This window comes from Flintibacter muris (genome assembly GCF_943192995.1).
Classification (GTDB): Bacteria; Bacillota; Clostridia; order Oscillospirales; family Oscillospiraceae; genus Lawsonibacter; species Lawsonibacter muris.
Genome location: NZ_CALPCP010000062.1, coordinates 1 through 12,982, shown reverse-complemented (window position 1 = coordinate 12,982; position 12,982 = coordinate 1). Strand labels below are relative to the sequence as shown.

Genomic DNA, 12,982 nt, shown 5'->3' with positions numbered 1-12,982 from the left:
TCCTCTGATGACGCCAGGTGCAAACTCAGAAAACTATACCCTATCATCTTCTAATTCCTAACTTGGTAGAGTACTAGAATTTATGCTTAATGGGTATACCCATGTATATTCAATTCCTGAACAGACTTCTTTTTTAAATGCTCTTTATCTGGGACAGGAGAGTGCATTTAAAGATGCCGCAACTCATATTGCAGAAATAGTTTCCACAGGAGCAGACAGTGAAATAAAGTATAATGAACTTTTGTATAATGAGAGAACAGACGTCACTATTGAATTTGGAGGGGGAAGATATGAATACCAAAGAGAATATGCAACGCAGATAGAGCAAATATTGAAATCCAATGGACTGCGTGTATTAGTTACGGATAGATTTTATCCGACTAATACAGAAGAAATTTTAAGGCGTGGTATACAAGATACAAGGAAAGTTTACCAGTCCGATATTTTTGTTTTTATAGGGGATGAGTTGGAGTTGAATTCAGGTACAGCTGCTTTATTAGGATTCGCAAGGAGTTTGAGGAAAAAATGTATAATGTATGAAAGTAGTTCTGTGGAAATTCACGGAGAAAATGGACATAAAATGCGGAAGAATTTAATGATAGATTTTTCTGTGGACAAAGTCGCTTCAAACTTGAATCTGCTTATAGATTATATTATGGAGAGAAAACAAGATGGAAAATAGAGAATTAGAATTTGAAATTCTAAAAGGGGAAATATTGGCGTGTCGCTTATGCGAATAGAAATTTGGTTTTGAACCCCATCCAATTATTTTAGGTAACCCACGCTCTAAGATTATGCAGATAAGTCAGGCACCTTCACAAAATGTTCATAAAACATTAACCCCGTTTGATGATGCCAGTGGGAGAAAACTAAGAAATGAATGGTATAAAATTGATGACGAAATCTTTTATAACCCAGATAATTTCTTTATATCTGCCATTGCACAATGTTACCCTGGGAAATCCCCCAGTGGAGGAGATCGTTTGCCGCCGAAGAGTTGTGCAAACAAATGGTTGCGAAAAGAAATGTCCTTAGTTAACAACAAAATTTATTTGCTTTTAGGCGGAAAAGCGGCAGCATTCTTTTTCCCAAAAGAGGATTTCTCAACCTTAGTTTTTAAAGATAATGTGATAAATGATAAACCCGCATATGTTCTACCACATCCGTCTCCTTTAAATGCAAAATGGTTTAAGGATCACCCTGATTTCCTTGAAAAACGATTGGTTGAGATCAGAGCGGTTATACATAATGTTCTTGAACTGGACTGATAACTTGCGCCCTATACGATTGTATGGGGCGCAAGTTATAGTCGATAAACATACTTTTGTTTGTAATTGGGAATCCTCAATCATGTTAATTCAGTATCGTACTCATTAGGTTCAGAAAAGCCAGTCCCCGCCCTGCATGATAAGGTAGGAGATACCCTGTGGGGCCCGGTATAACGGGCGTCCACACCGTGGTTTTCAAGCACGAGGGGTTGATGCCCGTGCTCCTGGGCACGGAGCGTTCCACTGACATTTTCCGAGCAGTGCATGGCGCTGCCGCCCTGGTCATTGAGGCAGAGGACGGAGGGGACCATGTTGGTGCCGCTTGACGATGCCTTAAGCGTAGGAGCACATTCCTCAGTGTAACCAATCCCACCTGCGGACGGTCCGGCTCCGGCGCAGAAACCAGCGGCAAAGAGCAATCCGGCGGGGTTCCGGCCACCGCCGCCGTCCGCGCTGGCCAGCGTTGGCGCTTTGCTCTCCGGGGTAAAGATTCGGGCCTGCTGGGTATCCCAGGGATTAAGGCAGTCCTGTGTGGACATATTGCCTGACTCATCCGGCGCTGTATTCACAGGCGCGTCCAGCCCCGCCTGCAGCCGCAATGCCGCTTCCAACTGTGGGGGCAGGGGTTTCCTTCGCTCTCTCGATCTGCGCAGAATTCCCTTGCATGCCTTCTTCGATAAATAGTATTTCAATGGGGCTATAGCCTGCAAAATCTGCGACAAGAAAGACTCTACGACGTCTTTGGGGCACTCCGAGGAATTGACTGTCCCAAGTGACCCAAGCCAGGGAGGATCGTACTCCCAGCACGGCCCCAGCATATTCCCAGCGCCCTCTCTCAGGTCTAATAACATCAAGGTGTGGTTCTTCAATCTGTAAGAACGAGCGGAGGACCTGCCGGAAGTCCCTCCCCGGCTGCTTTTTTCCCGTTGCCGGGTTTCGTCCCGAGGAGAGGCAACCGGGCACGTTATGAAGAGGAAATAATTATGCAAAGCGCCGCCTAAAAACACAAAGAAACAGCACCGTCAGGCACTGTTTCTCTGCACATAATATTAAGGGAAAATGTTCATTCAAGGGACGAGAGCCAGACAGTGAGTTCAGCGTCTTGCTCCCATCCAGTAGTTGTCGTCAGGTCTAACTGAGCCGCGGCTTTTTCCGGGGCGACCTGCTTTGCTTCGCCATCAGCTTTGGCGTATATTTCTGTTATAGAAATATACGCGTGTCCAAGTAGATCCTTAATATGGATTAGGTTAACGTCTGCTTGTACGAGATTTATTGCATTTGGGGCTTATGCACTTTGCTTAAGGAACATTTCTCCACAATAGAGCAGGGGAGCGAACCTTCACAGTCTCGCTCCCCTGTCACGTATTAAGCGCTCAGTTTAGCAGCTTGATTATATGAGCGTCTATCATCTGCGAATGCGACCAATCACAAACAGCCTGGCGTTTCACCCCAACAGATACAGTGGTCGTTCCACTCAAGAGACCTGGTCCCGGAATCGGTACTCGGTCCTGGTCACAGGGGACTCCACATACCAATAATAGCCATCGGGAAAAGAGTAGGCTGTACCCTCCCCACGGTACCAGCCGCTCACGTGGACACCATCGCAGATGTAGGTCCCCGGCTGGCAGGTGGCGGCCGCGTCCAATTCCGCTTTCGTGGCGTAGCGGCGCCAGGCGTGTTCCCCGTAGCTTGTGCGCAGTCCGTAGGCAGCAAGGTTGCCGATGCTGTAGTTGCGGAAGTTACGGTAATAGGGGTAAGCGGCCTCCTGGGTCACATAGGTAACCAGGTTATAACCCTCCACCACCTCACGCTTCTCCACTTGCCGGTTGGCGGCCTCCGTGGGGGCCTCCGTGCTCCAGGCAGACCAGCTTGTCCACTGCTGCGCCGGGTTCCCCGCAACAGTGCCAGCGTTGGGTGGGAGGATCTGCGGGGTCAGATAGATGTACCCATCAGGTTCTTTGGTGTATCCGTCGGGCAGGGTATGACCCTCGTAGATACCGATAGAGTTGGCGCGCCGGTCAGCGGAGCCGCCCTCATCGTAGGTGACATGACCGTCCCAGACTGCGGTGACATACGCCACATGGCCCCAGGGATTTTCCACTGTGGGAAGCCAGTACGCAATGGAGCTGATGCGGGCCTCCTGTCCAATCTGGTATCCAGCCTCCTGGGCATAGCCCGGCCAGCTGCCCCCATTTCCCCACGCGGGGAGGGCGATGCCCAGGGTCCGATAGACCCGGTCCCAGGTGTAGTAGGTGCAGGTTATGATCTGATACTGCACTCCGTTGAAGTAGAACGACTGCCAATAGGGGTAGGGATTGCTGCTGGCCGCCAGCGATGCCTGCATCATGGAGGGCATCAGCACGCCCAACAGCATGGCCAGGGACAAAAGGAAGGACATAAATTTCTTATTCTTCGTCATTGTGGTTGCACTCCTTTTCTAATAAATGATGGTTTGTTTCCTGCGCGTTCTGGTCTTGTGAAACCAGCAGATCACTTCATCCCATCGCATCACCCTCCCCTTTCAATCATTTCATCAGTACCCGCGCAGACCAGGGGGACTGTCTGAGGCGTCTGATCCTGCGCTTTGCTGTGATGGTCTGAATCATAGCAGAAAAAATTCTTTTGGGATAGTGCAGTTGGGGTCACTCCGGTTCAATGGAATCAGGCCCCAAACCGCCCTGCTCTGCATCCTTCTGCATTTGACAGAGCTCCTTGCAAAAGGACTGCCACACCCGGCGAATGACCTCCTGGTAGCCTGGGCAGCAGTTCTGGATCCACTGGGCGCGCAGGGCGGAGTCGGTGCGGCACTGTATCAGGTATTCCTGGATCTGCTCCGGTGAGGCGGCCTTGCTGATCTCTGCTCCAACTTGCACCATAAACCGCTCATTTGCCGCTTCTATGAACCGTTTTTCCTCTTCCGCATTCTGAAATGTGATGCCAAAGGCCGCAAGAATACGATGGTTGACCGGTCCCATCCTGGTCACTCCAATCCTGAAATCAATCTTCGAGCCGGACGGCTAAGCTCCTAATGCGCCGCTCGTTGCCCTAACACTACCCCCTTTTCCCCAGTCTGGCAAGTGCAGTTAGGTGCAGTGAGGGTCACTTAGGTGCAGTTGTAAAAATCTGGTGACACGCCCTTGAGGATGTGTTATAATGCTGGAAACAGTCGTACCGTACCGGTTTGCATTACTTTGACAGGCAGGTGGAACAGATGGCGGGAATCAATTTGAGTCTGCTCTTAAAGATGCTGCGGGAAATCACACATAATGAGATCAGTGAAAAATCTCTATGTCACGTCCTGCTGCTAACAGGAGGTACAGCAAAGAATCTGCTGTATGGTAAAACTCTTTGGCCGGAACGATGGTCAACCAATGCAAAGAAAATCATGAGAGACAATAACGATGAATACAAAAAAAGAAGAGCGCTTATACTGCGGGAGAGAACAGAATGGGTTTTGACTGCTAGCGAACGGGAGCAGCTCAAAAAAGTGGAAGATGAGTTCATGCAAGAGCTGCTTACGGTATATAAGAACGCAGGTATTTACCACTTAGAGAACTGCTGCTATTTCCCGGATTCGCCGGATTCGAAAGAAGTTCATACCTTTGAGAGCAAGTTGACCGATCTTATAGATTCAGTCCTGGACAATGGGAAAAAATATTGGGGCACCCCTGGAAAGGATGCCGTTTTGGACTATCTCCGCCGCTGCGGCGGTTTTGAGGAGGAAATCAAAGAACTGGAGGGCATGGGAGAATCCTCTGACATAGCAAGTTACCTTGTCTCGTGTGCCCAGAAGAGCAAAAAACGGGCGGCCGCCAAGGAAGAGGCAGCTAAAATGGAGATGTGTCCCTCAGACGCCGCCCAGCTGCTGCGGTACGAGGACTTAAAGCAGCTGGGACTGACCGCATGGGACATCGCCCAAAACCTGGTAGAAAATGACCTTGCGCTGTACCCGGACGTCGCCCCAGAAAATGAGGGCAAACCGGAGCTCTGGAAGGAATATCTGAGCCGGTATCCTGAAACCTTTGCCTACCTGGTGGACCCAAGCAATAAAATCGTGGGTAACTGGTCCTTCCTGTCCATCACCGAGGAGCAAGAGCGGGCCATGGAGGCTGGGGAGCTGTTCGAGATCACATTCGATGTCCAGAACACCGAATGTCTCTTCCTGCCGGGAGATTACGTCCTCTATCTGCTGAACTTCTCCTGTAACGAGGCGTACGCCAAGGCACAATACTATCAGGCCCTGCTGGATGAGTTGTGGAAACAATTGCTGGACTATGCGAAGAACGGCATCTATTTCAAACGGATCTGCATCAACCTGTTCCATCCTGCGTATGAGGCCCTGTGGCGGGGGATGGGATTTCAGTTTCTGGTGAAAAACCGTATCAGCGGACGCATATACGCCCAGTCCATGGTTCCGTTTCCCTTCAAACTAAAGGCAAAAGATCCAACCATTCTTTCGGAGCTGAAAAAACGATATGACGAACACTTTACAGTTTGAACAGCTGAGACGGGGGCAAGCACTGAGCGGGCAGGAGCTTGTACAGCTGGCTTCCTTAATCTATGATACAGACCCCTTTATCTACCCCGCGCTGTTTTCCTCCAAGGCCCAGGCGGAGCGAGTGCTTTCGGCTGTATTTATGCACGGTGGAGACAATATGTTTTGCCCGGAAAACTGCTTTGTGGGGATGTTGAACGGTGAACTGTCCGGCCTTGTTCTGTGGGTCGCGGGTAGCCTGAAATGGAGCGATACAGCGTTATGGGCGGAACTGGAGAGGGATAGCGAGCCTGTCTCCCCTGGCTACGCCCAGGCAAAGGATGAGTATTTTTCCTCCTACCAGACCAACCCGGACACCACGATTAGCATCGTCAATTTCAGTGTGGACAGCAGCGTACGGGGTCAGGGTGTAGGGGGCGCCATGATGTGCGCCTTTCTCCAAGAGCACCCCGAGCAGGATATGGAGCTTTTTGTTCTGGACAATAACACCGCTGCATACCAGCTTTACCAGAGAGCGGGTTTTTCCGAGCTTCAAAAGCTGGATGGATTTGCCCTCGGACCGGAAAAACCGGCGTGTACGCAGATGTACCGAAGGGTGGAATTCAAATCCAGCGAGGCGGAAAAATTCGCTGTACTGCAGGGGCGCAACTGAATCAGGGACAGAAAATATGGCATCACTGTGTCGCCGTATTTTTATGTGCTGTCAAAAAACACAGAGAAACAGGGCAGTGAAGTCCTGCTTCTCTGCATATAATGTTTTGCCGGGATAGGTCACCCCAGAGATGAGAGCCATTCAATAAGGTCAGTATCTTGTTCCCATCCAGAAGTTGTTGGCAGGTCTAACTGAGCCGTGGCTTTTTCCAGGGCGGACCGTTTTGCTTCGCTATCAGCTTTGGTGTAAATTTCTGTCGTGGAAATATCCGCATGCCCAAGCAGATCCTTAATATAGATTGGATTGACGTCTGCTTGTACGAGATGCATTGCTTTTGTGTGCCGCATAACGTGCGGTGTAATGTGGTCTGGTATATCTAGAGAAACTTTTTGTGCCATTTCAGCGTACTTTTGAAGAATGAATGTCACACCTGAGCGTGTCAACTTCTGTCTGCGCGAATTCCAAAATAGTGGCATATCCGGACGGATATGCGGATTCATGTTGTTCTCTGAAAAATAATCTTTTAAGAGCGCCACCGTTTGTTTCATTAGCGGCACAGAACGAGTTTTTCCGCCTTTCCCGTGGAGCGTAATCACGGCAGGCGGTTCCAGCCGCACATCTCTGAGGCATATATCCGTGAGCTCACTGACCCTGGCTGCCGTATCGTACAGAACTGTAAGCAAGACCAGATGACGCCTTCCATTACGCATAGATCTGTCTGGCATAGACAACAAAAATTTTAGCGATTCTGGTGTCAAGTAATGTGCGGGAGGAGCATGGGTCACCTTATGCGGGATATTGAGGACTTGAACGCATTGCTCCATAAGCCCTGGTTCCTCTGCTATCACATAGTCAAAGAAAGCATGAATCGCACAGAGACGCTGGTTGTAAGTGGAAGCAGAGGCTCCTCTGGTATTTGTCAGCCAGAGAAGGAACTCCTCTATACACTTCTTATCCAACATGGAGATAGCCAATCTGGAAATATTGAACTTCTTGACATCCCTGCAAAACAACAACAGCAACTTGAAAGTATCTCGGTAGGAACGAATCGTATTACTGCTCAGGTTGCGCTGCACCGGCAAATAGTGCGTCAGATAACGTGTCAGGAGAGAGGAAAAGTCAGTCGTTTTCATGGGGCCCCTCCATTTGCGGAATCAGATCACCGAACTGTTTTTCCAGTCTTGTGGTAATGTCTGGATACATCTGAGCAGTCAACTGCAAATATTTTTGTGTGCCCTTCAAGCTGCTATGACCAAGGTACCTTGAAAGGACAGGAAGTGCAGCAGTGAGATCTTCACCCGAAAGCACCCAGTTGTTGAGACAATGGACGGCAAAGGTGTACGAGTATCGTGAGGACGTGGCCCTTGCCCTTTTCCCCTGTAAGGAATTCCCGCACGGCGTAAAAGCATCTGAAGTTGCACCTGTAACCATGAAGCACTGTACCGTGCGTAGCGGCCATAAGTTTTGGGGCTGGGAAATAGCAATAAATCATCCGTCAAAGGCATCAGTACTTGAAGATACCGTTTCAGAGAATCTGCAACAGATGGGGTGAACGGAACCAGTCTGTTTTTGTGGAACTTTGTATCCCAGATGACGAACAAGTTCCGAGATAAATCAACATCTCGGACACGCAGCCCGCGAAATTCGGCGGAACGAAGTCCACAGTTGAACAAGATGCGGAACATGACCGGGAGCTGATGATGGTGCAGCGGATTTTGCTTGTTCGGGGAAATATGGGCAGCGGCATCCAGTATCCGCTCAATCTCATCGTCCGAAAAAATATACGCTTTGAAGTTCCGTGGTGCCTTTGGTAATGAGCGCGGCGGAATCTTATACGCCTTGCAGCCCTTCCGGATCACAAAATCCATAAACCCATTAACAGCACTGGCTTCCCTTTGAACTGTGTTCGGTTTCTGGTTCAGCCTGTTTCCTATATGCTGCAGAACATATTCCTTTGAAAACTCCACATTTCCGTCCGCAGGGTCAGTATAGTCCTGCAGAAAACGCCGGATACAACCCTCGTCGGTTTTTGCCACAAACCCCAACGCATGGCGTTCTGCCAGATAATCGTCCAACAACTGCATTGCGGTCATACAAATCCCTCTTTCGCTCCATAAGACAGTGCACACTTACGAAGTGCCGGAAGATCTACTTTCATGTATCCCATAGTCGTTTTTGGTGTATCGTGCCCCATGATATTTGTAATTGTTGTAAGGGGTATGCCTTCCTGAAGCAGTGTGCTGGCCAGCGTATGGCGCATCGCATGGGCAAGTTTACGTTTCTTGACCGAAATACCCGCTCTCCACATATACCGCTTGATGCTCTCTGATAAGGTGCTCTCTGATTCAATGGGACCGTATGGGGGAATATGGCGGATGAATAGATTGCCACACTCCGAATCCAGCCTTCCGTTTTTCAGGTAGTCTATGATTGCCTCGCCAATAGAGGGTAGTAAAGGCAAGGTATTGTCCTTGCCCGTCTTCTGCTGTGTATAGGTAATAAGTTTCCGATGCCAATCAATGTTTTTGAATTGCAGTGCACATATATCTCCAGCCCGCATTCCTAATACAGCGGCCAGAAGCCGTCGTATCTCATCCGGTGTCCATGTTTCCGGGATGTCTTCCTCCGCATAGATCTTTGGACGTGGCACATCGCCAGATAAGTCAGTTTGCAGGATCTCCTCCGCATATAAATACCGGAAGAACTCCCTCAAAACGCTGCTGATGACATGTATAGTTGTCCTACTGTACTGGAAAAGGGTAGACATATAATCTGAGATATCGGAGGCAATAACATTGCTCAGCTCTATATGTCTTCTGTCAAGAAAACAGAGAAATTGCAGTAGTTTTGTCCTTTTGACGCGGATACTTCCTGCTGCACCGTTATTTTTTGCGCAATAGCTAAGATAGTTCTCCAATGGCTGCATATATGCTGATGGCACAATATACTCACAATCACGATATCGTTTGGCATACCCGAACACATAAATATCATCCAGAAAACGAATTGTTATGCGGGTTTTCTTCTGTGCTGGAGTAAACCTTACCGATGAGTCCGTCAAACTTATCCCATATCGATGTGTAAAATACTTGATCCCTGTTTCTACATCATAGAATGAGATAACGTTTTGTCTGCAATAGTCACGAAAGCCTCGTAGTTCTTTGCAATGCTGGTCCACCAAACTTGCCGAATATTTGAGCCGATACATCTCGCGGTCTGCAGTTTCAAGCAACCACTCTATTGATACCTGCTGTTGTGCTTCAGCCATTAGAACCTCTCCAATTCCCATATACTCATCATCTGTCGGTAGTCGGTAAATATATGATAACCAGATTATGCGCAGAAAATACAACGCTATATTCAATTCTCACTGCAAAGTTGGCGCTTGCTTTGCATAATTACTTTCTATTCATAACGTTGTTTATGCAAAGAAGCGCATAAGGGACATTTTCCCACACACCGAATCTGGGCCGAACAGCGATACCTGTCCTTCCACGCTTTTTATCCTCCTCTCTCATCTCCGTGATGATTCTGATTTGTTCCATAAAAAGGCCGGAACGGGCGCCGGTTAATCCGACGCGCGCTCCGGCCACAGACAGTCCTGGCACGGGCTGCCCCCACAGATAATGTCCACAGGGGGCAGTTTAGCTCCGTCCAGCCTGGTGATGTCCCCCACATGGCGCATATTGGGAAAATGATGCTTCGTGACCCGGATGGGAAACGGCTCAATCTCACTGGCCCAGACCGGAACGATTCCGTTGCGGACCACCGCAAGAGGGAAGCCGCCGATGCCGTCAAACAGGCTGCCCATAGTGATGATTTGTTTCAGCATATTCTCCTCCTTATTTTGATACCGCCTGCACGACAGTGCGGGTGGTGTTGACGGCGGCCTGAGCGGTGTAGACGGCACTCATGATATTGGCCCTGGTGGTGGTGTCCAGACCAAAGGTCCCGGCAATCCGGGGCACCTCTCCTGCGGAGAGCATGAGGCCCAGCCCCAACAGGGCGTGTTCTCGGAAGACCATCAGGCCAGCCACCAGGATTGTTGATTGCAGAAAGGCAGTCAGGCACAGGCCGATGACCTGTTTGATCCATTGGACAAAGCCGTCCACATAGCCTCTGGGAATACTGAACATATAAAGACTCCCCACGGCGATCTGGATGAGCAGGATGCCACCCCGCTTGAGATTGGCGAAAAACACCTTGATAACGGCATAAGCCATCATAATGATACAGAAGATCAGCATAATCGGGCTGGTGAGGACGCTCAGGCCAAAGTTGGGAGCGTCCACCATATCCGTGATGCTCTCCACGCTGGTCAGTTCCTCAATGATCCGCTCTCCCACGGCTCCGATCGTAGTGTCAGCGCCAGTCAATCCAACGGCCAGCTTGCCCTGGAGGGAGACAGAGAGGGAATAGAGCCGTACCGGGACCACAGTAAACAGGCTGACAGCCATAAAGCCCTTGATGGTGTTCAACGCTGTCTGCTGGAGGTTTCCTCTGCCGGTGGAGTATTCGATCCCAAATTCAAAACCAGAGACTACAACACTGACGCCGAAGAGCGCCCAGCCAAGCTGAGAGAAAAACAGGACGATGGCCTGTACCCAGTCCAGCTCGAACAGCTCCACGCCCATATTACCCATAACGGCAAAGAAGTTGCCCAGGAAACCCACCACCTGGCCGTAGAACCAGTCGATCAGGTTGTCCATGATGGTGGACGCTACAAAGTCAAAAATGAAAATAGCAAATCACCTCCAGGCGCTTTGACTATAGAGTCTGTTCCATCTGCCAGGAGGGGTCCTGTCTCTCCCGCAGCTGTTCGTCTGTATAACAACAGATCAGATCTTCCTGACACAGCCTGGCAAGGATCATCTGGTTATTGCCAATCGGAATGTCTGTCACCTCAAACTCCGCACCCCAGCCCTGCTGATACTGGTACTCCAGTTGACATGTAAAAGCGTCCCATTCTTTGTCTGTCAACTCAGCGGAAGTTTCCAGGTCAACGACCGCATAGGCAGTTTTACCTACAGCGCAGACATTCAGGCGTGCAGACTGAATCTTGAGCCTGACGCCATAGTCAACTTCCCGGTCACTGGGCCAGGAGAAATACTTCATCAGATCGATACCGACGGACGGTTCAGAGTGGAATTTCTGCAAGGCTTCATAGATATTCTGTGCAAAGGGCGCGGAATTGTCGTAGAGACATTCAGGGCTCCAGTATTCTTCAGCCTCCCCAATGCTTACCCAGATGGGGGAGAAGATCCTCGGGCATTTCTGCTGGTTTGCCGTTTGTTCATCCATCTTCTGCCTCACAGTCCGATGATGCCCCAGATATAGGACGGGGCGGTGAGGGTGAAGACCAGGCAGGCGAAGAGGATCACTGGGCCCGTCCACTCAAACTGCCCATGTTTGCGGTAATCAAAGTAAGCCATACCCAGTTTGGTGAAGAAGGCAATGGCGAGGACCATATCCAGTGCGGGGAAGACCACCTTCTCCACCACAGTTTTGATCTGTGTGGCGGCATCCTTCCAGGTGCTCTCCACAGCGGAGGCCACGTCTCCGTCAGCCAGAGCAGGGACACAGCAGAGCGTGACCACCATCAAGGTGATGGTAAGAATGCGAATAATTTTTTTCTTGTAGAGTTTCATATTGACCTCCTAAATCAAATCATTCTAAAACAGAAGAGGAGCTGTCCTCAATGGGCAGCTCCTCGCTCCATACGCATGGTCAGGGATTTTAATAGCCGGTGCGGGGCAGGGGCTTGGCGGGCTTGTAAACCCTGGTGACCCATCTGCTGGTGGCCATGATCCACTGACCGTTGTACACGCCGCCCACGTCCGCCTGGTTGACGAACTGGGTCCCCCCGGTGAGCCAGGACACCACGTTGCAGTACACCTTGGGAGCTTCCACCTGCCGGAAGTTGGCGGGGACAACGCCGAAGGAGACCATAAACTCGGTGACATACTCATTGGAGGCCAGCCCCAGCGCGGCGGGAGAGGCGTCCAGCACATAGTTCTGCATGGTGCTCAGGTTATCGTACATAGTGCGGTACTCACTACTGAGATTGGTTTTGAGCACGATCTTGTAATTCCCCTGCACATTGTAGGTGCCGGTGATGATCTTGTCCAGCCGTACCGCCTGGACGGGCAGGGTGTCCCGCCAGTAGAAGCTGGTGAGCGCCGTGGTGGAGTTGTTTGCGATGCCAGAGAAGTCGTAGCGGAGCTGCTGGCCGGGCATGACCTCCACAAAGCCGGTCTTCTTGATGGAGACGTTGGTGTACAGGGCTTTGTTGGTCATAGCCGTCTTGACGATCTGGCCGGCGTGCTCGATCTCCACCTCAATGGGCGTCTTATCCAGGCCGTAGAACTCAGCGGCCTTGGACTCAACCACCTTATACCGGCCCAGGGGCAGGGGCTTGGACACGGCCACGCCATTCTTGTCTGTCCTGACCGTATCCACCAGATTGCCGGTGCGATAGTGATAGATCTCAAACTCAGAAGCTGTACCAATAGATAAAAAGGTGCTATAATGAGGGTATGATACAGAAAAATGAGAGACGCAGGTATG

At 50.2% G+C, this 12,982-nt stretch carries 14 protein-coding genes and 1 pseudogene; 4 read left to right on the top strand and 11 right to left on the bottom strand.

Annotated features, from left to right (window positions below; translation table 11 throughout):
• Nucleotides 1-82 precede the first annotated feature (82 nt).
• Nucleotides 83-682 carry a nucleoside 2-deoxyribosyltransferase gene (locus NFS22_RS21890; protein WP_251319798.1) on the top strand — a complete coding sequence of 200 codons (600 nt, stop codon included), beginning with the start codon at nt 83-85 and terminating at the stop codon, nt 680-682.
• 82 nt (nt 683-764) lie between these two features.
• On the top strand, nt 765-1,268 hold the full coding sequence (locus tag NFS22_RS21885) for a uracil-DNA glycosylase family protein (protein ID WP_338148053.1): 504 nt from the start codon (nt 765-767) through the stop codon (nt 1,266-1,268).
• An 80-nt stretch (nt 1,269-1,348) separates the two neighbouring features.
• Here NFS22_RS21885 and NFS22_RS21880 read toward each other — a convergent pair whose 3' ends face one another.
• The 3 genes from NFS22_RS21880 to NFS22_RS21870 form a co-directional block, all read right to left on the bottom strand.
• Nucleotides 1,349-1,807, bottom strand: coding sequence for a hypothetical protein (locus NFS22_RS21880; protein WP_251319796.1), 459 nt, complete (start codon nt 1,805-1,807; stop codon nt 1,349-1,351).
• Nucleotides 1,808-2,742: 935 nt separating this feature from the next.
• Nucleotides 2,743-3,687, bottom strand: a complete 945-nt coding sequence (locus tag NFS22_RS21875) for a CHAP domain-containing protein (RefSeq protein ID WP_251319795.1) — start codon at nt 3,685-3,687, stop codon at nt 2,743-2,745.
• Nucleotides 3,688-3,910: 223 nt separating this feature from the next.
• Entirely contained in the window at nt 3,911-4,243 is a 333-nt protein-coding gene (locus NFS22_RS21870; RefSeq protein ID WP_251319794.1) for a DUF5663 domain-containing protein, read from the bottom strand.
• A gap of 527 nt (nt 4,244-4,770) precedes the next feature.
• On the opposite strand from NFS22_RS21870, the gene NFS22_RS21865 reads away from it, so the two are divergent.
• Together NFS22_RS21865 and NFS22_RS21860 are read left to right on the top strand one after the other, a co-directional pair.
• Entirely contained in the window at nt 4,771-5,766 is a 996-nt protein-coding gene (locus NFS22_RS21865) for a hypothetical protein (protein ID WP_251319793.1), read from the top strand.
• On the top strand, nt 5,744-6,415 hold the full coding sequence (locus NFS22_RS21860; RefSeq protein WP_251319792.1) for a GNAT family N-acetyltransferase: 672 nt from the start codon (nt 5,744-5,746) through the stop codon (nt 6,413-6,415). Before NFS22_RS21865 ends, NFS22_RS21860 begins: the two co-directional genes overlap by 23 nt.
• A gap of 119 nt (nt 6,416-6,534) precedes the next feature.
• Here NFS22_RS21860 and NFS22_RS21855 read toward each other — a convergent pair whose 3' ends face one another.
• The 8 genes and pseudogenes from NFS22_RS21855 to NFS22_RS21820 form a co-directional block, all read right to left on the bottom strand.
• A complete protein-coding gene (locus tag NFS22_RS21855) occupies nt 6,535-7,548 on the bottom strand; it encodes a site-specific integrase (RefSeq protein ID WP_251319791.1) in 1,014 nt (337 codons plus the stop codon).
• Nucleotides 7,549-7,653: 105 nt separating this feature from the next.
• Nucleotides 7,654-8,508: a tyrosine-type recombinase/integrase gene (locus tag NFS22_RS21850; protein WP_251319790.1), complete on the bottom strand. Its 855-nt coding sequence runs from the start codon at nt 8,506-8,508 to the stop codon at nt 7,654-7,656.
• Nucleotides 8,505-9,683 carry a tyrosine-type recombinase/integrase gene (locus NFS22_RS21845; protein WP_251319789.1) on the bottom strand — a complete coding sequence of 393 codons (1,179 nt, stop codon included), beginning with the start codon at nt 9,681-9,683 and terminating at the stop codon, nt 8,505-8,507. Before NFS22_RS21845 ends, NFS22_RS21850 begins: the two co-directional genes overlap by 4 nt.
• A gap of 166 nt (nt 9,684-9,849) precedes the next feature.
• Nucleotides 9,850-10,247 (bottom strand): annotated as a pseudogene (locus NFS22_RS21840) (DNA cytosine methyltransferase); the annotation flags it as partial.
• A 10-nt stretch (nt 10,248-10,257) separates the two neighbouring features.
• Nucleotides 10,258-11,124 (bottom strand): conjugal transfer protein TrbL family protein, encoded by an 867-nt coding sequence (locus tag NFS22_RS21835; protein WP_420908903.1) that lies wholly within the window; start codon nt 11,122-11,124, stop codon nt 10,258-10,260.
• Nucleotides 11,125-11,182: 58 nt separating this feature from the next.
• On the bottom strand, nt 11,183-11,716 hold the full coding sequence (locus tag NFS22_RS21830) for a hypothetical protein (RefSeq protein ID WP_251319788.1): 534 nt from the start codon (nt 11,714-11,716) through the stop codon (nt 11,183-11,185).
• Between the two features lie 8 nt (nt 11,717-11,724).
• The gene (locus tag NFS22_RS21825; protein WP_251319787.1) at nt 11,725-12,063 is read right to left on the bottom strand and encodes a DUF3852 domain-containing protein; all 339 of its coding nucleotides are present in this window, start codon (nt 12,061-12,063) and stop codon (nt 11,725-11,727) included.
• Between the two features lie 88 nt (nt 12,064-12,151).
• Nucleotides 12,152-12,982: prealbumin-like fold domain-containing protein (locus tag NFS22_RS21820; RefSeq protein WP_251319786.1), on the bottom strand; the 831-nt coding region annotated here is incomplete at its 5' end.